Genomic DNA, 18,900 nt, shown 5'->3' with positions numbered 1-18,900 from the left:
GTGAATTGGCTTGTTGGCATTCCCGTTGTTCTGCCCCTCCTCGGAGCTGGTATTACCCTCGTCTTCTCGAATTGGCGTCGCGTGCAGTGGATTATCTCCGTATCGATCCTGTCCGTTTCGCTTATCACCTCCGCGGCCCTGGTATACCTGGCGCAGGACGGTCCGCTCGTCTTCGACGTAGGTGAATGGGCGGCCCCGGTCGGCATCACACTCGTCGCTGACCGCCTCTCGACCCTCATGCTCGTCGTCTCAGTCGCGGTCACTCTCGCCGTTCTCATCTACTCTCTTGCCCAGGGTGTTGAAGATGGGGAGGAAGCGGCCCCCACCGCGGTCTATCACCCGGCCTACCTGATCCTGTCCGCGGGCGTGTCGAATGCGTTCCTCACGGGCGACCTTTTCAACCTGTTTGTAGGCTTCGAAATTCTTCTCGCGGCATCCTTTGTTCTCATCACCATGGGTGGCACACGAACGCGGATCCGGTCCGGCACGGTCTATGTCGTCGTGTCGATGCTGTCGTCGATCATCTTCCTCATCGCAATCTTCATGACCTACGCGGCCACCGGTACCCTGTCCTTCGCGCACCTGGCGACGAGGCTCCAGGAGATCGACCCCGGCGTGAGCCTTGCCCTGCAGGCGATGCTGCTCGTTGCCTTCGGCATTAAGGCGGCAATCTTCCCGCTATCCGCTTGGTTGCCCGACTCCTACCCAACGGCACCCGCCCCGGTGACGGCCGTGTTCGCTGGTCTGCTGACCAAGGTTGGCGTGTATGCGATCATCCGCACCCAGGTGCTGCTCTTCCCGCAAGGCAGGCTCGACGAAATCTTGTCCGTGCTCGCGATTTTGACGATGGTGATCGGAATCCTCGGTGCCGTCACTCAGCGAGATATCAAACGTATGCTGTCGTTTACTCTCGTCTCCCACATCGGCTTCATGATCTGGGGCATCTCTGTCTCGAGTGAGGCGGGGCTCGCGGCCACGATCTACTACGTTATCCACCACATCACCGTACAAACCGCGCTCTTCCTCGTGGCGGGTCTGATTGAACGACACGGTGGAACGACGTCGCTGCGGAACTTGGGGGCGCTCGCGAAATCGGCGCCGCTGATCGCCGCCCTCTACCTCGTCCCTGCTCTGGGACTGGCAGGCATCCCGCCCATGACCGGTTTCCTCGGCAAAGTTGGTCTTATCTCCGCCTCGGCAGAGTCCGGTCAAACGATTGACTGGTGGCTGATCGGTGCCGGCCTCGTCACCTCGCTCCTGACCCTGTACGCGGTCCTGCGCGCCTGGAACCTTGCCTTCTGGCAGGAGGCAGAGGAGGAGCTGGAGTCGAAGAAAATTCCGGGCGGCATGTACGGTGCCGCCGCCTCTCTCGTCATCATGTCTCTCGGCATTGCCGCCTTCTCCGGCCCGATCTACAGCTACGCTGAAAAGGCGGCCGTAGAACTGGAACGACGCGGACCCTACATTGTTGCCGTCTTCCCCGATGGCAACAGGGGAACCGGCCAGTCCGAAAATGGGGATGAGGATGCGGGAGGAATATCCTTAGATCAGGAAGTTGTCGACGCGAATGAGGATGTCAGCAAATGAGTGAATCAAGTGCGCGCGCCTCCATCAGGGCCGCGACGAACAGGCCCGGCCGCTTCCCGCACGCAACCGCCGGCATGCTCATCTGGCTCACGATCGTGTGGGTGCTTCTCTGGGGTGATATTTCTGCTGGAAACATTCTTGCCGGATTCTCCCTCGCCCTCATTATCACCACCCTGACCCCGCTCCCTGCGGCTACGTTCGATGGCAGGTTCCGGCCCGTGGCGCTTGTCCGCTTTGTTTGGGTCTTCCTTGTCGACGTGGTGCAGGCTTCCCTGCAGATTTCTTACTACGCTCTTGCCGGAAAGAAGCCCCGGGGCGCTGTCATCCGCGTGCAGACCCGTGCTCACTCCGACGTGTTCCTCACGGCCCTGTCAGGTATGACCTCCCTCGTTCCCGGCTCGGTTGTGGTCGATGCTCACGCCTCTACAGGAACCCTCTACATTCACGTGTTCGATGTTGATGTGGCGGGGGGACTGGAGGCGGCCCACCAGGCCGTGCTCGACCAGGAGGAACGCATCCTGCGTGCCTTTGCCTCCCACAACCAGCTGATTGATGCTGGGTTTGCTCCCGGCTCCAAGATGGGACAGATGCTTCCCGTGCCCTATGCGGCTCCGGCGGGTGAGCAGTCATGACCCTGCTCACCGTTGTGTCGTGGATCTGTGGGATCCTCCTGTTCCTAGCCGCGATCGGTGTTGTTATCCGTGTCTCGCGGGGCCCGTCGATGCTGGATCGGATGGTGGCGGTTGACCTGTTCACCTCCACGATTCTCGCCGCCATGATGGTTATTTCCGCGGTCACCAGGCGCACCGACCTGCTGCCCGTCCTCGTGATTCTCGCGATCGTTGGTTTCATCGGTTCGACCACGATCGCGCGCTTTGCCGCACACGAGCCGACGGCGGATAAGCGGATCTTGACGAAGGATGAGGTCGCAAAGATCCTGGCGGATGCGAAGATCCGTGCGGACGATGATGACGAAGAAGTGCACAACCCGGACCAGGGTGAGGATGAGGGGGAGAGCAATGCTTGAGACCATCATGGACATTGTCGGTTCGGTACTGCTGGTTGCTGGATGTGGGCTCGTGCTCATCGCAGCGATTGCGGTCAATCGTTTCCCGGATCTGCTGTCGCGGCAGCACGCCGCGACCAAACCCCAGGTTTTCGGACTCATTCTCGCCGTGACCGGCATGGCCCTCGTCGTGCGAGACGGGGCACTCGCCTGGACTGCACTTCTCATCATTGCTTTCCAGTTCGTGACTTCACCAATTTCGGCACACATGATCGGTCGTGCAGGCTATCGTACTGGTGGTATTGTCCGAGAAGACCTTGTGGTGGATGAGCTTGGTGACGACATCGAATCCACGAGATCAGACTTGAAAATCGGCCCGAAGAAGAATTCCGCGTAGCCCTCACATCGAAAGGACCAGGTATGGATATTGGATGGAAAATTATTAGCACCGGTGGAGGCCTCGTTGCTGGCCTGCTCGCAAAGCAGGTCGTCGAGAAGAGCTGGCAGTTCGCCACTGGACACAACGCGCCCGACGAAGACGACTTTGAATCAAACCTCCTCGAGGTCGTGGTGTTCTCGGTGGTGGCAGGCGCAACCCGCACCCTCATCCACAACCTCGTCATGAGGAAGGCAAGCCAGATGTACGGCAGGGGAGCCAAGTCCGTCTCCGCGTAACCGCAACAATCGTTAAACAGGCATGACCTGTGCTCCTGTGTCCCGACCATTCAATGGTCGGGACACACCCATCGTCTCCCACGTGAGCAGGCTAGTGAGTGGTTAGTCGTTGCCGAGGACGGAGTTGGCGATTATCCAGTCGAAGCGGCGAACATCGACCTTGCGAGACAGGTTGATCTTGATATGACCGGCACGGGTCCAGAGCTGGACTTCGGCATTGTAGTCCAGCGATCCCGAGTTCTCCGTTGACCACATGTTGATGGAGGAATTGGGGATTGAATAGATCTCGACCTTGCTCCCGCGGATACCTTGAGCATCCCGAATAATGAGGCGCTTCGACGTGAAGATCGCAGCATCCCGGAACGTCTTGTAGGCGGCGTGCGCCTGCTCGCCACGAATGAGAAGCTCATTCACATCATTGGGGATCGGAATCTCCACATACAGCGTCCATTCCACAATCGAACTGAACCCCATTTGGTCCTCCACAGTGGTTCATTGTTCCTGACGCACCCGTGCGGCACACGTCGACAGCGACGCACAGGATCAAGATAAATCCAGGTAGGCAGAAACAACAAAACCGGTCAGTAGGTGGAAGGAATATGGAGAAATATATGGGCCTGACCGTGCTGTGGCCCGTGCTGAAAGGTCGATACTGATCTAGTTTTCGGTGTCCACGACCTGTACGGATGTGTCACTCGGTGCTCTCTTGGCCTACCATGGGGAATACGACAGGGGAGCGCCACGGCGCTGAGAGTGCATGACCATGCAGACCCTCGAACCTGCCCGGTTAGGACCGGCGAAGGAAGTCGGGATTCTCTCGGACTCCGCCTCATGGCAGAGTCTTTCCCCTCCAGACATGGAGGAACACATGAAGAAGATTGTGGGAATGGTGGCGGTCGCGTCACTGCTCGCAGCATGCGGCTCATCGGATTCGGATGAGGAAGCCACAACCGTCACGATCTTGACCCACGACTCGTTTGTTCTGAGCGAGGAACAGATCGCCCAGTTTGAAGAAGAGTCCGGATACGAACTGCAAACCATCGCCCCGGGCGATGGTGGGGTGCTCGTCAACCAGCTCATTCTGAACAAGGACAATCCGGTGGCCGATGGCGTGTACGGACTCGACACGTTCATTGTTGGCACCGTCCTCGAGGACGATGTTCTCGACCCCTACACCTCGGACAGCCTGCCCGAATCAGCTAAGCAACTGGTGGTGGACGAGCGGCTGACCCCGATCGACCAGGGGGACGTGTGCGTCAACGTTGACACCGCCTGGTTTGAACAACACGGGATCGACGCACCAGCTGAGCTCGACGACCTGCGTCAGCCCGAATACGCTGAACTGCTGGCCGTCATCGACCCCGCTGCGTCCTCACCCGGATTCGCCTTCCTCGCGGCCACGGCCACCGTTTACGGTGACGACTGGCCGGCCTTCTGGGGCGACCTGCTGAGCGGTGGGGCGAGAGTATCGAGCGGCTGGTCGGATGCCTACTATGCTGACTTCTCAGCAGCAGGCGGAGAAGGCCCTTACCCGCTCGTTCTCTCCTACTCATCCAGCCCTGCCGCGGCACCGGGCACCACGTACATGCCTGACACGTGCGTCCGTCAGGTCGAATACGCGGGTGTCGTCAAGGGTGGTCAGAACTCGGAGGGTGCTCAGGCATTCATTGACTTCATGCTGAGCGAGGGAGTCCAGGAGGGCCTCCCCGAATCCATGTACATGTATCCAGTTGACGATTCGGTGGCGCTCCCGGAAGAGTGGCAGCAGGTTGCGAGCCTGTCGGACACCCCGATCGTCGTCGATCCCGAAACGATCGATCGAGCAGCCTGGCTCGATACCTTCGCTGACCTTCCGTGAGACTCTGGCGGGGAGCCTGGACCGCCGCCGTCATTGTTCCGGTAGCGTTTCTCGCGGTCTTCTTCCTCTATCCCACACTCTCAATGCTTATGTTGGGAGTGTGGGATGAGGGGGTGGAAACGGGCCACATCCGTACCGTCCTCACGAATTCCACAACCTGGAAGGTCGTGGGGCAGACCCTCATCCAGGCAACCCTCGGCACGGCCGGCGCAATCCTTCTTGGGGTTCCGGGAGCCTACGTCCTTTACCGAATCAAATTCCCCCTACAGCGGGCCGCGCGCGCACTGGCAACGATCCCGTTCGTCCTGCCTACCGTTGTCGTTGGTGTTGCCTTCCGCGCACTGCTCGGCAGGGGAGGTCCCCTTGGTTTCCTCGGACTGGACGAGACCCTCACGGCCGTTGTTCTGGCCCTCGTCTACTTCAACTATGCGGTTGTTGTGAGGACTGTGGGAAGCATGTGGCAGAGCCTCGACCCGCGGGTCGTGCAGGCCGCACGCACTCTTGGAGCATCCCGGGCCCGAGCGTTCTGGACCGTCACTCTTCCCCAGCTTGCCCCGGCCATAGCCTCAGCCGGAGCCATTGTCTTCCTCTTTTGCTCGACCAGCTACGGACTGATCCGTACTCTCGGATCTCCCGGATATGGGACGCTGGAGACGGAGATTTGGCGGCAAGCCCAGGCCTATCTTGACGTCAAGACGGCTGCGGTGCTGTCGATCCTGCAGGTCGTCATCGTCATCTGCACCCTGATTGTCAGCGAGAAACTGTCCAAGAAAGCCGCAACGAGACTCAACCTGAGGGGACGTCACGTCACCCCCTTCACGAAGGGCGACATTCCGGTTGCTGTACTGACCGCAATCGTCATCATTACCCTCATCACCACCCCTATCCTCACCCTCGTCACGAGATCGCTTCAGGTTGATGGGGAGTGGAGCTTAAAAAACTATTCTTTGCTCGCAACATCGGGTGAGGGCTTTGCGGGAGGTGCCACCGTCCACGAGGCAATCACCAATTCCCTCGTCATTGGACTCGCCGCCACGGCCATATCCCTCCTCATCGGTGTGCCACTGTCGCTCGTCCTGTCGCGCCATGTCCGTGGCCCTCTTCGCCGCGGACAGGAGGCACTCTCGGGAGCCATCCTGCTGCCTTTGGGGGTGAGTGCCGTGACGGTCGGATTTGGTTTCTCGATCGCACTCGATTCCCCGCCCCTTGACCTGCGCAATTCTCCGCTGCTCATTCCCATCGCCCAAGCCGTTGTCGCACTCCCCCTCGTGGTGCGCTCCCTGACACCCACCCTGCAGGCCATCACCCCCGGCCGGAGAGAAGCCGCCGCCACCCTCGGTGCGCCCCCGTGGCGGGTTCTCGCCACGATCGACGGACCATTCCTGGTGCGCGGCATCGGTGTCGCAATCGGTTTCGCGTTCGCCACGTCCCTTGGGGAATTTGGTGCCACATCGTTCCTGGCCCGCCCCGATAATCAAACCCTGCCCGTCATCATCGTCCGGCTGCTTGGTCGCCCTGGTGAACACAATTATGGGATGGCGATGGCGGGAGCAGTCGTGCTGGCGCTGCTCGCGGCAACGATCATGGCGGTCGCAGAGGCCGCACGAAAGGACCCACAGTGATCAGCCTAGAAAACGTGACCGTCACCTACGGAGACACCGTCGCCGTCGATAACGTGAGCCTCACTGTTCAAACAGGCGAGATCCTCGCCCTCCTCGGACCGTCCGGGTGCGGTAAATCATCCCTCCTGCGGGGAATTGCCGGCCTCGAACCTGCAAGTGGCATTATCGAGGTGGATGGTCGATCACTGGCCGGAGTTCCGGTGCACCGACGGAACGTGGGGATGGTGTTCCAGGATGCTCAGCTTTTCACTCACCGAACCGTGGTAGGAAATATTGCTTACGGGCTCAAGGGGCAGTCCAAGACCAAGATTCGTGCCCGAGTTGATGAACTGCTGGAACTGGTTGGCTTGGTGGGGATGGGGGAACGCCCCGTCACGACCCTGTCCGGTGGTCAAGCCCAACGCGTTGCCCTTGCTCGCTCCCTTGCCCCCCGTCCCAGCGTCCTCCTGCTCGATGAACCACTTTCGGCACTCGACCGGGTGCTGCGAGAAAGACTCTCGAACGATTTGAGGAGCATCCTGACCGCGGCAGGAGCCACCGCCATCTACGTCACCCACGACCACGACGAGGCATTCACCGTGGCTGACAGGGTGGGGATCATGTCAGAAGGCAAGCTCGAACAGGTGGACACCCCCGCGGAGCTTCTTGCTCATCCCACCCCCGAGGTCACCGGATTCCTGGGAAGCAACCAGGTCATTGAGGCACGAGTCATTGAATCGTCGGACTTTGAAACAGTCGTTTCTCTTCCACAGAAGCTCGCAATCCCCGGCGCCATCCAATCCGACAGTGTGAGGCTTCGAATCAAGGCTCTTGGACAGAACTAGGCCCTAGGCAACGCTGAATCCCTGCCAGCACTGAACCTCTGCCAGCGCGAAAACCGTGCCGGCAATGAATCTATGGTGACGGTCAGGACCGAAGGAGCTTGAGGAGTATGTCAGGACGGTCCGTGAAGATGCCGTCCACGCCCTGATCGAGAAGCCTCTTCATGCGCTTCTCCTTGTTGATCGTCCACACCCTCACACCGAGACCCAGGTCGTGGCACATCGTGATGAGGTGGTCGGAGAACTTCTTGGATTTCATGAGGGTGATGCCGCCGGGACGCCACCCGATGTGAACCCAGGAGCCGGTCACGAGATTGGTGGGCGGGGCGATGCCGGTCTTGGCACAGGCCACGAGGATCGCGAGGCTCTGCCAGCCCAGCGAACGTTGCAGGCTCGGGGACGTGAGCTCACGTACTCGTTCCAGCCACGCATCCCACGAATGTGCGACACACACCCGATCGGCACTTCCCGTTTGGTTGATCGCCTGAGCGAGCGGGACGATCGAATCCCCATTCTTCAAATCAATCGCCCACGGCACCCGTGGGAAGGCATCGAGCAGCTCGGCAATGGTTGGGATTCTGCCGGTCTGGCCCCCGGGCCCGTACACGGTTGCTCGCCGCAACTCGTCGAGTGTGTAGGCACGAATCTCGCCGGTCATGTCCGTCACCCGGTCGAGCGTTTCATCGTGGAAGGCCACTGCCACACCATCGGCCGTGATCTGAACATCCGTTTCCAGCATGGTGGATCCCATACGGACTGCCTGATCGAAAGCCGCGAGAGTGTTTTCGGGAGCCAGACTTGCTCCACCTCGGTGGGCAATGACGAGTGGAGCATCTCCCGGCTGCCACGGCAGGACCTGACCGGGGGCGGAGGAAGGATGCAGCACCGAAGGTAAGCTCACGCCCCCAGTGTAGGTTGAGAGTGCCAGGAAGAGAACGAGTGTCGGCAAACGGTTACGAACTGTTTAACTGGGTGATGGATGAACTTCACCGAACGGTGACCGGCCGCTTCATATCAGGCACTACCGAAGATTCATCTCCCTTTCGGTTCCCATGTCTACACTGGTCGCAGGGAGTAAGGAGCACCCGTGAGCACCTCAGAATTCATTATCATTGCCATCGTTGTCCTCATTCTCATCGGCATCCCCATTGCCTTGCGCATGAGTGGCAGGAGGCGGCACGAGAGACTTGAGGAAGAGGCACAGCAGCATGGCCTCACCTACCATCGGAGCCTGCCCGAGCTGGCTGAATCGATCGTGACCCTCATCGACGGAACCGCCGATAGCAGCAGCAAGTTCGAGGGAGTATTCGAAGGTGAACACAGCGGAAAGAGCTACCTGGCTGGGACGGCTGAATGGTCGACAACGAACGGGGTCGGTGAAGACTCATCGATCGATGTGCACAACAGAAAGGTTGTTGCAAGGCAGATCCCGCTCAACGTTCAGAGCTTTGTCATGATGCCGAGCGGTGGCATCCGGCTCTTCCAGGGCAGTGGCATCCAAACCGAGTGGGCGGAATTTAACAACGCCTGGTACGTGAAGAGCGACAATGACAAGTTTGCGCTCGCACTCCTTAGTCCTTCCGTTCAAGAATGGTTCATGACGAAGCCGAACTACCTGTTCGGGATCCACGACGGCATCGTCGCCGTCTTCCGGCCGGGCGCACTCTCGCACAAGGACATTGGCGACATGCTCACCACCCTTGACGAGTTTGACCAGCGGATTGCACCATTCCTCAGGGATGACTACCGAGGTAATTCGAACAGCAACTGGCCCGCTTGACGCTAATTGATCTGTTTCTGCCCGTTGTGCCCAATGCTCGTTGACCGAGTGGCGGGGTAGGGGTACCCCCAGAAAACACTCTCCAAGACTCCCATGTGTGACATCATGTTGAACCGTCGAGCAAAGGATGGGTCATGGAAGTAACGCTTGTCATCATACTGATCGCGGTGATCGGTATCGCCGTCTTCAGCAACTATCTCCAGAAGAAAAAGAATGAGGAGAACCAGCGGCTTGCCGCTCTTCAGGGCTACAGCTATCACCCGTCCTATCCCAGCCTCGCCAAGCAAGTTGTGGCTGCAGTCCAGGGAGGACATGAGAGTAGACGATTCTCCATGGTGTTCGAAGGTGAGAAAGAAGGAATGCCTTTCCTCGCGGGAACAGCCCGGTGGACAGTGACAACGGGTTCTGGAAAGAACCGCAGTAGCCGAACCTACTACCGCAAGGTCGCCATGATCCCGTGCCGACTCAACGTCCATGAGGTTCGCATCCAGAAAGAGAACTTCTTCAACAACATATTTAACCGGGATCTGAAGACCGAATGGGAGCAGTTCAACGAAGCATGGAAGCTCTCGGGCAGTGACCCGCGTTTCGTGCACGCACTCCTCGACCAGCAGATGCAGCAGTGGTTCATGACGCATCGGGATAAGAACTTCATGCTTGGCGAAGGCTGGCTGTACATCTACGACGAAGGAAAACTCGAATACGAGGAGCTTGACCACTACCTCGAGATCGCCCGAGAGTTCCGTGAGCGCGTCCCCGCCTTCGTGTGGGAAGACTACGGGACGACCCCGCCCCCGGCGCGGTAAATACCTTCGTAGCAGGAGCAATAATTTTACGTGCTCCTCAACTTTTTAACCCCCGGACAGGGGAGCTGCGGATTCGTTACGGAGCGTTGTCGGGCGAGCTTTCCCGGCTCTCGCCATCCTCACTGAATTTCAGCCCGACGATACAGGCGATGAGGATGGCGATGAGGGTGATTCGAAGAGCCGAGAAGGGCTCACTACCGGTGATCATTGCCCACACGACAGTCAGGCTTGCTCCGATGCCCGTCCACACCGCGTAGGCCGTCGCGGTCGGAATCGACTTCATGGCGATCGCCAAGCCAATCGTGGAAGCGACAAGCGCGACGAGGAAAACCAGGGTTGGCGTAAGGATAGATAGTCCGTGGGACTCGCCGAGGGCAGTGGCCCACACGGCCTCGAGGAGGCCGGAAATGATAAGGGTCAGCCACGGGTTCATGACGTCACCTTCAATCCCACCACGCACGCAACTATTCCGAGCAGGCAGAGGATCTTCACCAAGGTGGCTTTTTCGGTGCGCGTGATGAGTGCCCACGCGGCGGTCGTGACCGCACCGGTCGCGGTCCACACGGCGTAAGCCGTGCCCGTCGGGATGGTTTTCATTGCCCACGCCAATCCGGCAAGGGAAATGATCGAGGCGACGACGAAGACGACCGAGGGGCCTAGTTTGCGGAGGCCGTTGGAACGGCCGAGGGCTGTTGCCCACACGGCCTCAAACAGGCCTGAGGAAATGAGAACGAACCAATCCACCGGTGTTGATCGTGACTTTCTGAAACTCGAGGTGGGCTAGAGGTAGGGATTGTAACGGAGCGAATTGACCTTGAAGGTGCACTCGGTCGCAATGTTGATCGACGAAGCAATCTCGCCGTTGGCGCGAGCCTCCAGGAGCTTCGGGACGACGCGGTCGCGTAGTGACCAGGGGTCAATCGTGTTGACGTAGATCTTGGAGCCACCCTCGAACCCAGCCAGGGTCGATACGCGCCACTTGAGCATGATGCGCCAGGGCATCGGCATGTCAACGTCGATGGGGCGGTGATGCCATTCTTCGTTCGTGGCAATGAGTGGGCCGGTGGCGACATGCATGGCGTGGAGCAGATCGGACATGCCACGCTGTTCTTCGGAGGACTGCAACCAAGGGGCCGGCTCCGCCGACTTTGAGAACACCTCGAGGGTGGGATAACGGTGGCCGAAGCCAGCGAAAGCAACGGCATAGCGGTTTTCGGCAACAATAAGGTTTTGGTAGCCCGCGTAGTCCACCGCCATCTCGTTATACACGTTGGGATTTGCCCGGACCCTTGAGATCTCGTGGTTGGTGTTGCCGGAACGCTGATCGATCGCGACCAGCTGCTTGTGCAGATGATCGAAGGAAGCGCCGGCCGGCTTCAGCCAGTTCTGGAAGGCCTGAACGTAGCGGACGTAGCGATTGGACGCATACAGGTCCCTCATGGCCTCAATCGTCAACCTCATATACCATTCGTGCTCGGTGGGAGTGAGCGTTCCGGAGCCAGCAAGCTGGTTTGTCATTTCCGCTCCATCAATGAAGTGGCGGCGAGAGATGATGACGTCGTGACCGCCCCCAAAGAACGCGTCAGCCTCGGCGAGCCGCTGTGATTCTGGGATCTGGATCCAGTCGTCATAGTCGATGCCGGAGGCTGCGGCCTTGGTTTGGAGGACCTTGAGCACGTGGGCTTTCCCAGCGGGGTCGGTGATGTAGCGGTCTCGGCGTTCAGCCGCTTCTCTGGGGAGTTCGTGGCCGTAGTTCTTGCGCCAATAGTCGAAGGACAGAATCTCAAAAAGATTGGGTACCCGGCGGAACTCCCAGGGCCTCGTCAAGTCGTCCACCGAGGTCGAGGCAATGATCTTGTGCCCGTTTTCCTTACGAACGATCCTGGTCTTCTCGGGAGGTGATTCAAGGACCCTCTGGGTGCAGAAAACGCAGTGCTGCCCGTGCTTTTCAGGGTTGATGGGGGTGGGGTCCGGGTTTGCGACAGTGAGTGGACGATTGGCTCGACCCGGAACCGTCCAGACCTCTGTTCCCGAAAAAGGATTAACCTGTTTCACCGTTCCGTCAGCCATTTTTGTCAGCGGTGCGGCTTGGGAGAATTGAGTCTGTGCCATGTATCCAGCGTATACGTTAAGTGACTAGCATCCGGGAAGGAGGCAGAAAAACCCGGATGCTGGCCACTTGTTTATGGGGTGTTAGAGGCGCAGGATTTGTGCAGCCTCATCGACCAGGCCCGAGACGACGTGGATCTCGTAGGTGGAAGCGCGCGTTGTTGCGATCGTGCTGAAGTCGCGGCGCCCGCCTTGGGAGGCGTGCTCGATGCCGCCGCTGATGGCACCGAAGATGCCGCCAAGAACGATCGAGAAGAGAATGACCCGCCAGGCAACAACGGGAGCGAAAATCGAGAAGATCAGGCCGAGGAACAGTCCGAACCAGGCCCCACCGAGAGCCCCGCGAACGGCGGCTTTGCGGGTTGTCTTGCGTCCCGTTACCTGCTCGACCGTTTCGAGCCCAAGGCCGACAATGCGGACGTTCTCAACCGGGAACCCAGCATCGGACAACGTGTCCACGTGGTGCTGTGCTTCCGGGTATGACCTGACCGAGGTCAGGACCCGATAGTTGATGGTGGAGGTGCGGCTGTTTGACTCGTAACCACCGTTGTTTGAGTCGTAGGCGCCGCCTTGCGAATGCTCAAGTCCAGTGTTGGTGCTTTCAGGGGTGCCATTCATGTCGTCCATACCCCACACTTTAAGAATCGTGACTGTATTCCATGTTTACGTTGACTGGAAGATTGCTGGGAGCGCGTGGGGGTGGGAAGGCCCGGGACGCACGTGCTTCCCGGGCCACAAATTTCCCATAACTGAGCCGGTGGCGTTTGAGACGGAATTAGGGAGCGGGGATGGTGAACTCTGAGCGGAACTCGGGAAGAACCTGGTCCTCACCGAGGATCTTTGTTTCCGGGCGTACGTACACACCCGTGTAGGTATCTGCCCTTTCGCCCTCGATCGTGAAAGCGAGCCACAGTGATTCAGAGCTGCCATCACGGCGGGAGAAGTTCTCGAACGGTTCGAGACCCTGGGCTGAGATCTCGTCACGAAGGACACCCTTCGCGCGGTCCTCTTCACCGTCGTACTGGATATAGAAGTCGTTGGAGGAAATGGAGCCACCGAAGTCCGAGCCTGCCTCGATCTGCACCTCGATGTAGACAACTTCTCCGCCCTCCTCGATGTAGACCGAGTCGCGTTCGGAAGGAACGTCACGTAGCGCCTGCACGATCGTGATCTTGTCGCTCGTTTCTTCGTCAACGAACTCGGCGTTGATCTCAACAGGAGTGCCGCTCACGGAAGACTCCGAACCCTCGTCGGCGTCCTCCGCAGCGTCCCCGGATTCGCTCTCCTCCGGTTCCTCGGTGCCAATACTCTCAGTCTCGTCAGACTCTTCCGTTTCGGTCGCCTCGTCCTCTTCAGGCTCGTCGGCCTCAGTCTCCGATTCGGTCTCGTCGACCTCTTCTGCGGCCGAGGTTTCTTCCGTGGTCTCAGTGTCGTCACCGTCACCGCCACAGGCGGCCAGCGTCAGCGCCAGCACGCATCCCAGTACAGTCGTGCGAAGGATGGATTTCTTCATTGCTCTTCTCCATAATTCGGGACCGCTTTCGATGCGGCAGTCCATGCGGTAGAAACTAGCACCTTAAAGAACCTCAATCCTGATGAAACCTGGTTACCGCTACCCAGATCCACTTAAAAGAGTGTGGAATAGTCACTTCCTGTTAGTTCAAAGCAGAAAGTGGACATGAGTCCTCAGCCGATTGAATTGCCCTTGAAAATCTACTGGGGAAGTTCCCACGTGGTGACAGTGGACTGCTGGGGAGCCGTTCTACGGCCTGCCAACGCCACTTCTGTGGGGCTCCAACGCCACTTCTGTGGGGCTGTGCGGGGAGTCACGAAGGTGCCACCGGCTTGATCATGTTCCGTAGAATGATGCCGGACTGAAGTGAGGATTGTTGGAGCAGAAGCAGAAATTACCCGGAGAAATCTGGGTTCTTGTTGGGGCAGCACTCTTTGTGGCACTCGGGTACGGGATTGTCGCCCCGATCATGCCCCAGTTCGCTCGCTCCTTCGATGTCTCCATCACCGCCGCCAGCGCCCTGACCTCGGTGTTTGCCGGCATGAGGCTCCTGTTTGCCACGCCCGGCGGAAAGCTCATCGACCAGTTCGGTGAGCGAAAAATGTACATGGTGGGACTGCTCGTTGTGGCGGTCTCCTCTCTGGCGAGTGGTTTTGCCCAAAACTATGTGCAACTCCTGATTCTGCGCGGCATGGGAGGGATTGGCTCGATTGTTTTCAGCGTTTCTGCCATGTCCCTCATCATCAAGCTCTCGCCCCCGAATCAGCGCGGGCGGGCCTCCGCCCTCTATGGCTCTACATTCCTGCTCGGCAATATTCTTGGCCCATCAATCGGCTCACTTCTTGCCGTGTGGGGAATGAGACTCCCGTTCTTTATCTATGCCGGCACGCTATTCCTGGCCTTCCTCGTCATCCTCATTGCACTGCCCGAAGCAAAGAGAGCTGAAGCGACCCCGGATGCTCCTCTGATTGAGCCGATGACCGTGAAGGAAGCACTGACCTCACCCACGTACCGGGCCGTGCTGGTCACCGGATTTTCGCACGCGTGGACAAACATGGGTGTGCGGCTCACCATGATCCCCCTCGCCACGGGCGTTGCCGTTGGATTTGATGACTGGGTTTCCGGCGCCGCCTTAACCGCAGGTGCTATCGGTACAGCCCTGGCGTTGCTGGTTGGGGGAAGCTGGTCTGATCGGTACGGTCGCATGACCGTCATTGTCCCTGGCCTCCTCATATCCGGCTTGTTCACCATCATCTTCGGCCAACTCGACAACCCCGTATTCCTGGTTGCCGTCTGTCTCTTTGCTGGCCTGGGTGCCGGCTTGATCCAGCCGGGCGAACAGGGTGCTGTTGCGGATGTGCTGGATGGGCGGCCCGGCGGCAAGGTCGTTTCGACATTTCAGATGGCGGGAGACATCGGGCAGATCGTTGGCCCGCCCCTCGCCGGCCTCCTCGCGGACCACCTGGGCTACAGCTTCGCTTTCGCGGTTTCGGGAATCATCCTCATTCTCGCAACCTTTGCCTGGATTCCCGTGCGCGGGGCAACCCGCGGCGGATACAGCAAGCCAGATAACCAGGACCAATAACAGGAGCCAGGGTAGGAGAGGTTCCGGAAGGAACTGCGCTTTAGTTGCGCAAAGCAGTCAAAACTTGTGAGAGCCCATTCCAATCCCCACGACGGAGTTAGCTTTCTCCAAGTTCCAAGTCCCACAGCTTATCTAGCTTTGCAATGCTGTTCGGCTGAGGTCTGCTGCCCCGATCATGCCGGCCCTGTTACCCAATTGGGCTGTTCGGACCGGTGTGGGAGTGAATGCGGCAGCGTCCTTCACATGAGCATGCAGTGCCTCTTCGATGGGCTTCCTGACGATCTCACCAGCTTCGGAAATCCCGCCCGCCAAAACAAACATCTCCGGATCAAGTATTCGTGCAAGGTCCGATAGCGCACGTCCCGAGTACATGGCGAGAGAGTTAACGGCCTTGATTGCCGCACTGCACTGCAATTCGGCCGCCTGCGTCACCGTGTAGCCGGTCATTCGATCCGGGTCACCATCGACCAGGCTGAGAAGTGTTTGTGCGAACTGCGGGTTGAGCTGTGCTTCTTCCTTTGCGGCTCTGACGAGCGCCCCTCCGGAAGCATACTGCTCCCAGCAGCCAAGCAGGCCGCAGCCGCACTTGGCGCCGCCGGGTACGACTGTGACGTGCCCAATCTCGCCCCCGGAGCCGGTGGAACCACGAAACAGTTCACCACCGATAATGATTCCGCCACCCACGCCCGTGCCTAGCGTGATGAAGACAATGGAGTTAGCTTCGGCAGCGGCCCCAAATTTGAATTCTCCCCACGCTGCGGCGTTCGCATCGTTCTCGACCCGAGTAGGGAGACCAAGGGCGGCCTCAATCTTGTCCGCGAGTGGTTCATTCTCCCAGGCCATGTTCGGACCAAAGCGAACAATCCGACCGTTCTCATCCACGTAGCCCGCCGCACCGACACCAATCGAAGCGATGTCATGGGAGGCTGCGAGTTCACGTGCCATGTCAATCATCGTGTCAACGACAGACTGTGCGTTTGCGGCGGGGCTGGGACGACGAAGCCGGGCAATAATCTGCCCGGCCTCATCAACTACACCGGCGGCAACCTTCGTGCCACCAACATCGATTCCAAGTGCAAGACCCATAACGACATAGTCCCACGTTCAATCGATTCAGGTGCGGTGTTTACTTAGCGTGCTTGCCTTTACGACGGGAAACATACATCGTCCCGGCGCCTGCCACGATCAGCCCGGCAGCAAGAGCCGCCTGGTATTCGACCGAGCTACCCGTGAGGGGCAGTTGCTCTGCAACTGGAACCGGGGCGGGTGCGGGTTCGTTGATCGCCTGACGGGGAATGATCGAGTTGGTGCCGTACGCACGGTTGATGTTCAGGAGGCTACCGCCAATCGAACCTGAACCTGATCCCTGAACACGGCCACCGGGATTGCTCTGGCTACCCGGATTGGTCTGGTTTCCTGGGGTTCCCTGATTGCCGCGGCCACTCTGGTTACCACCATTGCCCTGGCTTCCGGAGTTCCCCTGGTTACCACCATTGTCCTCGTTGTTTGAACCGCCCTGACCCGGCTCCTCTGAACCCTCTTCTCCCGGGTCGGTTGGGTCCGTGGGATCTGTTGGGTCAGTCGGATCGGTCGGGTCGGTTGGGTCCGTGGGATCTGTTGGGTCAGTCGGATCGGTGGGGTCCGTCGGATCTGTTGGGTCAGTCGGATCGGTGGGGTCCGTCGGATCTGTTGGGTCTGCCGGGTCCGTGGGGTCCTCGGGATCGGTCGGATCAGGTTCGATCGGTTCCTCGGGATCGGTGGGGTCCGGATCTGAGGGGTCCTGGGGATCTTCAGGATCTGGCTCGGATGGATTCTCGGGATTCTCCGGATCGGGGTCCGTGGGGTCCGGCTCTGCCAGATCCTCATCGGCCTGGACGTCGTTCGAACGATCCTGGATGGAGATGAGGATCTGACGCTCAGAACCAGTCAGTGAATCCTCTTCTGGGGTGAACTCCCCAACCTGAATTTCGTCGAGGAGAGCCTGTTCGTTTCCTGACAGAGTCACCTGGCCGGTCTCGGCGAGGTAGACAACGGAGGCAATGAGCTCCTCATCGGCCCCTGAAACGGGGGTATCTGCGAAGGCTGGTGCGGCCCCCAAACTCAGTGCAATCGCTGCGAGGGAAACCCCGCCGATGCGCGCTTTTCTGCTGGTCATGTAACTCTCTCCAGAGACGAAATAATAACGTTTGTCCCGGTTTGTCGGGATTGAATTTCTACGTGAACACATCAACCGTAACGATGTCCTATTTTCACATAAATGTGCGTCTTGAGGATATCGGATTGCGTCAAGGGCTTGGTGAACTTGGGGTGAACAATCCAATTTCAGCTGGTGCGAGGGTGGGGTGCCTGTGCAAGAGTAGTGACCAGGCCCGCCTCGGGTCACCACTACGGTGGCAAGTTACTCGTCATCCCGAAAGGAATGTAACAATGGCGACTCCAGGACAGATTCAGGACGAAGACGGCGCAATTCTGGCGATCAAGACGTACGTAGAAACTGCTCGTACCTCACTCCGCGCAGAAAACACTCGCGTCTCGAGCGAGATTGATGGTTGGCGCGCGAACTGGCACGGTGAGGGCTCGAATTCCTTTGCTAGCTTCCAGAGCGCATGGAACGCGAAGTTCACCAGCCTCATGGGAATTCTTGACCAGTTTGAAGGCTCGCTCGGTGCGACCTCGGCCGACTTCCAGAGCACGGACTCGGACGCTGGTTCGACCTTCAACTCCCTGACTGCGACAGTCGAATAAGCCATCAACCGGAAACTTTTAGGAGATTTAGACATGAACATTCGTTACGACCTTGAAGCACTCTCCACCGGCCAGGCCGACATGAACAAGGGTGCAACCCAGATTGACGATATTCTCGAGGAGCTTGGTGCCCAGATCCAGCCCCTGATCGAACGCTTCGTCGGTAACGCATCCGCCGCCTACTACCAGTCGCAGGCAGCCTGGGACCGCAATGCTGCTGAGCTGAACGCCATCTTCGTGCAGGGCTCCAACCAGGTTGGTGACTCGGCTGAGAACATGAGCGGCACCGATAACTCTTCCGCGAACCGCTTCTACGCCATCTAATTTTGGTAGGTGTGCCGTAAGGGACCCTTACGGCACACCTTTTTGTGGAAGAAAGGACTGACATGGCAATCGTCAGCTTCGACCCGGATGTGTTCGGGTCGCAGATAAATGAACTCATCGATATTGCCGATGACTTCGGCCAGGCACAGGCACGCCTCCAGAGTGTTCTCAGTGACCACTGGACCGCGCAAAACGCTTTGAACAAATTTGAAAGCCCCGAGAATAGCGTCGTGAACGACCTCGTAGAGGCATTCAACAATATTCGCGGATCATTCGAAAACCTCGCAATCGATCTGCACGCTGCTCGGCAGCAGCTGATCGAAGCCGACATGATCTCGGCTGAGGATCTTACGAAAATCACGGATGATCTTGAGTCTCTCGATGAATCAATTGATTCGATCGATGACGTTGTTTCGCCGCAGCAGACCATGAATCCGCTCAACGGCCCATACGCCACACCTGTCTAGGA

23 protein-coding genes and 1 riboswitch are annotated in these 18,900 nt (G+C 58.8%); of the genes, 14 read left to right on the top strand and 9 right to left on the bottom strand.

Translation table 11 applies throughout. From position 1 onward, the window contains the following. From BN1241_RS06260 to BN1241_RS06240, 5 genes are read left to right on the top strand one after another with little or no spacing between them, the layout of a single operon-like run. Positions 1-1,587, top strand: a complete 1,587-nt coding sequence (locus BN1241_RS06260; RefSeq protein ID WP_054952812.1) for a Na+/H+ antiporter subunit D — start codon at positions 1-3, stop codon at positions 1,585-1,587. Further along, positions 1,584-2,219, top strand: a complete 636-nt coding sequence (locus tag BN1241_RS06255; protein WP_054952811.1) for a Na+/H+ antiporter subunit E — start codon at positions 1,584-1,586, stop codon at positions 2,217-2,219. The genes BN1241_RS06260 and BN1241_RS06255 overlap by 4 nt, the downstream gene beginning before the upstream one ends. After that, entirely contained in the window at positions 2,216-2,614 is a 399-nt protein-coding gene (locus tag BN1241_RS06250) for an MrpF/PhaF family protein (RefSeq protein ID WP_054952810.1), read from the top strand. Before BN1241_RS06255 ends, BN1241_RS06250 begins: the two co-directional genes overlap by 4 nt. Then, the gene (gene mnhG, locus BN1241_RS06245; protein WP_054952809.1) at positions 2,607-2,990 is read left to right on the top strand and encodes a monovalent cation/H(+) antiporter subunit G; all 384 of its coding nucleotides are present in this window, start codon (positions 2,607-2,609) and stop codon (positions 2,988-2,990) included. Before BN1241_RS06250 ends, mnhG begins: the two co-directional genes overlap by 8 nt. Before the next feature lie 23 nt (positions 2,991-3,013). After that, entirely contained in the window at positions 3,014-3,268 is a 255-nt protein-coding gene (locus BN1241_RS06240; protein ID WP_054952808.1) for a DUF4235 domain-containing protein, read from the top strand. A 102-nt stretch (positions 3,269-3,370) separates the two neighbouring features. On the opposite strand, the gene BN1241_RS06235 is transcribed toward BN1241_RS06240, so the two are convergent. Further along, on the bottom strand, positions 3,371-3,742 hold the full coding sequence (locus tag BN1241_RS06235) for a PH domain-containing protein (RefSeq protein ID WP_054953826.1): 372 nt from the start codon (positions 3,740-3,742) through the stop codon (positions 3,371-3,373). 246 nt (positions 3,743-3,988) lie between these two features. Beyond that, positions 3,989-4,090, top strand: a riboswitch (TPP riboswitch). A 46-nt stretch (positions 4,091-4,136) separates the two neighbouring features. Here BN1241_RS06235 and BN1241_RS06230 point away from each other — a divergent pair. The 3 genes from BN1241_RS06230 to BN1241_RS06220 are packed head-to-tail and all read left to right on the top strand — an operon-like array spanning position 4,137 to position 7,572. Next, on the top strand, positions 4,137-5,126 hold the full coding sequence (locus BN1241_RS06230) for a thiamine ABC transporter substrate-binding protein (protein ID WP_230198280.1): 990 nt from the start codon (positions 4,137-4,139) through the stop codon (positions 5,124-5,126). Then, positions 5,123-6,748 (top strand): ABC transporter permease, encoded by a 1,626-nt coding sequence (locus BN1241_RS06225; protein WP_054952807.1) that lies wholly within the window; start codon positions 5,123-5,125, stop codon positions 6,746-6,748. The genes BN1241_RS06230 and BN1241_RS06225 overlap by 4 nt, the downstream gene beginning before the upstream one ends. Continuing rightward, positions 6,745-7,572 (top strand): ABC transporter ATP-binding protein, encoded by an 828-nt coding sequence (locus BN1241_RS06220; RefSeq protein WP_077138308.1) that lies wholly within the window; start codon positions 6,745-6,747, stop codon positions 7,570-7,572. The genes BN1241_RS06225 and BN1241_RS06220 overlap by 4 nt, the downstream gene beginning before the upstream one ends. 82 nt (positions 7,573-7,654) lie before the next feature. On the opposite strand, the gene BN1241_RS06215 is transcribed toward BN1241_RS06220, so the two are convergent. Further along, positions 7,655-8,470: a glycerophosphodiester phosphodiesterase family protein gene (locus BN1241_RS06215; RefSeq protein ID WP_187117609.1), complete on the bottom strand. Its 816-nt coding sequence runs from the start codon at positions 8,468-8,470 to the stop codon at positions 7,655-7,657. A 186-nt stretch (positions 8,471-8,656) separates the two neighbouring features. Here BN1241_RS06215 and BN1241_RS06210 point away from each other — a divergent pair, with 186 nt between their 5' ends. Next, entirely contained in the window at positions 8,657-9,349 is a 693-nt protein-coding gene (locus BN1241_RS06210; protein WP_054952805.1) for a hypothetical protein, read from the top strand. 134 nt (positions 9,350-9,483) lie between these two features. Then, positions 9,484-10,155, top strand: coding sequence for a hypothetical protein (locus BN1241_RS06200; RefSeq protein WP_147599303.1), 672 nt, complete (start codon positions 9,484-9,486; stop codon positions 10,153-10,155). 76 nt (positions 10,156-10,231) lie between these two features. Here BN1241_RS06200 and BN1241_RS06195 read toward each other — a convergent pair whose 3' ends face one another. The 5 genes from BN1241_RS06195 to BN1241_RS06175 form a co-directional block, all read right to left on the bottom strand. Further along, a complete protein-coding gene (locus BN1241_RS06195) occupies positions 10,232-10,588 on the bottom strand; it encodes a DMT family transporter (RefSeq protein ID WP_054952802.1) in 357 nt (118 codons plus the stop codon). Further along, positions 10,585-10,899: a DMT family transporter gene (locus BN1241_RS06190; protein WP_054952801.1), complete on the bottom strand. Its 315-nt coding sequence runs from the start codon at positions 10,897-10,899 to the stop codon at positions 10,585-10,587. The genes BN1241_RS06195 and BN1241_RS06190 overlap by 4 nt, the downstream gene beginning before the upstream one ends. 36 nt (positions 10,900-10,935) lie before the next feature. Then, positions 10,936-12,267, bottom strand: a complete 1,332-nt coding sequence (locus BN1241_RS06185; RefSeq protein WP_054952800.1) for a DUF4921 family protein — start codon at positions 12,265-12,267, stop codon at positions 10,936-10,938. Positions 12,268-12,348: 81 nt separating this feature from the next. Further along, positions 12,349-12,891 (bottom strand): general stress protein, encoded by a 543-nt coding sequence (locus BN1241_RS06180; protein ID WP_230198279.1) that lies wholly within the window; start codon positions 12,889-12,891, stop codon positions 12,349-12,351. A 148-nt stretch (positions 12,892-13,039) separates the two neighbouring features. Beyond that, positions 13,040-13,777, bottom strand: coding sequence for a hypothetical protein (locus tag BN1241_RS06175; protein ID WP_054952799.1), 738 nt, complete (start codon positions 13,775-13,777; stop codon positions 13,040-13,042). 376 nt (positions 13,778-14,153) lie between these two features. Between BN1241_RS06175 and BN1241_RS06170 the strand changes: the two genes are divergently transcribed. Further along, positions 14,154-15,362 (top strand): MFS transporter, encoded by a 1,209-nt coding sequence (locus BN1241_RS06170; RefSeq protein WP_187117608.1) that lies wholly within the window; start codon positions 14,154-14,156, stop codon positions 15,360-15,362. 132 nt (positions 15,363-15,494) lie between these two features. Here the strand turns inward: BN1241_RS06170 and BN1241_RS06165 are convergent, their stop codons facing one another. Next, positions 15,495-16,448 (bottom strand): ROK family glucokinase, encoded by a 954-nt coding sequence (locus BN1241_RS06165; protein WP_054952797.1) that lies wholly within the window; start codon positions 16,446-16,448, stop codon positions 15,495-15,497. A gap of 40 nt (positions 16,449-16,488) precedes the next feature. Beyond that, positions 16,489-17,517: an LPXTG cell wall anchor domain-containing protein gene (locus tag BN1241_RS12975; protein WP_187117607.1), complete on the bottom strand. Its 1,029-nt coding sequence runs from the start codon at positions 17,515-17,517 to the stop codon at positions 16,489-16,491. 272 nt (positions 17,518-17,789) lie between these two features. On the opposite strand from BN1241_RS12975, the gene BN1241_RS12970 reads away from it, so the two are divergent. The 3 genes from BN1241_RS12970 to BN1241_RS06145 all read left to right on the top strand — a co-directional run bounded on the left by BN1241_RS12970 (position 17,790) and on the right by BN1241_RS06145 (position 18,898). Further along, entirely contained in the window at positions 17,790-18,107 is a 318-nt protein-coding gene (locus BN1241_RS12970; protein WP_054952796.1) for a WXG100 family type VII secretion target, read from the top strand. 33 nt (positions 18,108-18,140) lie between these two features. Next, the gene (locus tag BN1241_RS06150; protein ID WP_054952795.1) at positions 18,141-18,431 is read left to right on the top strand and encodes a WXG100 family type VII secretion target; all 291 of its coding nucleotides are present in this window, start codon (positions 18,141-18,143) and stop codon (positions 18,429-18,431) included. Positions 18,432-18,493: 62 nt separating this feature from the next. Beyond that, positions 18,494-18,898 carry a hypothetical protein gene (locus tag BN1241_RS06145; RefSeq protein ID WP_054952794.1) on the top strand — a complete coding sequence of 135 codons (405 nt, stop codon included), beginning with the start codon at positions 18,494-18,496 and terminating at the stop codon, positions 18,896-18,898. The last annotated feature ends 2 nt before the right edge of the window (positions 18,899-18,900 follow it).

It is taken from the genome of Flaviflexus massiliensis, assembly GCF_001375495.1.
GTDB classification, from domain to species: domain Bacteria; phylum Actinomycetota; class Actinomycetes; order Actinomycetales; family Actinomycetaceae; genus Flaviflexus; species Flaviflexus massiliensis.
This window is presented reverse-complemented; position numbering and strand designations above follow the sequence as displayed.

What these genes read in the sequence shown, in the direction of transcription:
- BN1241_RS06175 (WP_054952799.1), bottom strand. Translation starts at nt 13,777, where the DNA reads ATGAAGAAATCCATCCTTCGCACGACTGTACTGGGATGCGTGCTGGCG.
- BN1241_RS06230 (WP_230198280.1), top strand. Translation starts at nt 4,137, where the DNA reads ATGAAGAAGATTGTGGGAATGGTGGCGGTCGCGTCACTGCTCGCAGCA.
- BN1241_RS12970 (WP_054952796.1), top strand. Translation starts at nt 17,790, where the DNA reads ATGGCGACTCCAGGACAGATTCAGGACGAAGACGGCGCAATTCTGGCG.
- BN1241_RS06235 (WP_054953826.1), bottom strand. Translation starts at nt 3,742, where the DNA reads ATGGGGTTCAGTTCGATTGTGGAATGGACGCTGTATGTGGAGATTCCG.
- BN1241_RS06200 (WP_147599303.1), top strand. Translation starts at nt 9,484, where the DNA reads ATGGAAGTAACGCTTGTCATCATACTGATCGCGGTGATCGGTATCGCC.
- BN1241_RS06150 (WP_054952795.1), top strand. Translation starts at nt 18,141, where the DNA reads ATGAACATTCGTTACGACCTTGAAGCACTCTCCACCGGCCAGGCCGAC.
- BN1241_RS06255 (WP_054952811.1), top strand. Translation starts at nt 1,584, where the DNA reads ATGAGTGAATCAAGTGCGCGCGCCTCCATCAGGGCCGCGACGAACAGG.
- BN1241_RS06240 (WP_054952808.1), top strand. Translation starts at nt 3,014, where the DNA reads ATGGATATTGGATGGAAAATTATTAGCACCGGTGGAGGCCTCGTTGCT.
- BN1241_RS12975 (WP_187117607.1), bottom strand. Translation starts at nt 17,517, where the DNA reads ATGACCAGCAGAAAAGCGCGCATCGGCGGGGTTTCCCTCGCAGCGATT.
- BN1241_RS06145 (WP_054952794.1), top strand. Translation starts at nt 18,494, where the DNA reads ATGGCAATCGTCAGCTTCGACCCGGATGTGTTCGGGTCGCAGATAAAT.
- BN1241_RS06250 (WP_054952810.1), top strand. Translation starts at nt 2,216, where the DNA reads ATGACCCTGCTCACCGTTGTGTCGTGGATCTGTGGGATCCTCCTGTTC.
- BN1241_RS06195 (WP_054952802.1), bottom strand. Translation starts at nt 10,588, where the DNA reads ATGAACCCGTGGCTGACCCTTATCATTTCCGGCCTCCTCGAGGCCGTG.
- BN1241_RS06180 (WP_230198279.1), bottom strand. Translation starts at nt 12,891, where the DNA reads ATGGACGACATGAATGGCACCCCTGAAAGCACCAACACTGGACTTGAG.
- BN1241_RS06185 (WP_054952800.1), bottom strand. Translation starts at nt 12,267, where the DNA reads ATGGCACAGACTCAATTCTCCCAAGCCGCACCGCTGACAAAAATGGCT.
- mnhG (WP_054952809.1), top strand. Translation starts at nt 2,607, where the DNA reads ATGCTTGAGACCATCATGGACATTGTCGGTTCGGTACTGCTGGTTGCT.
- BN1241_RS06165 (WP_054952797.1), bottom strand. Translation starts at nt 16,448, where the DNA reads ATGGGTCTTGCACTTGGAATCGATGTTGGTGGCACGAAGGTTGCCGCC.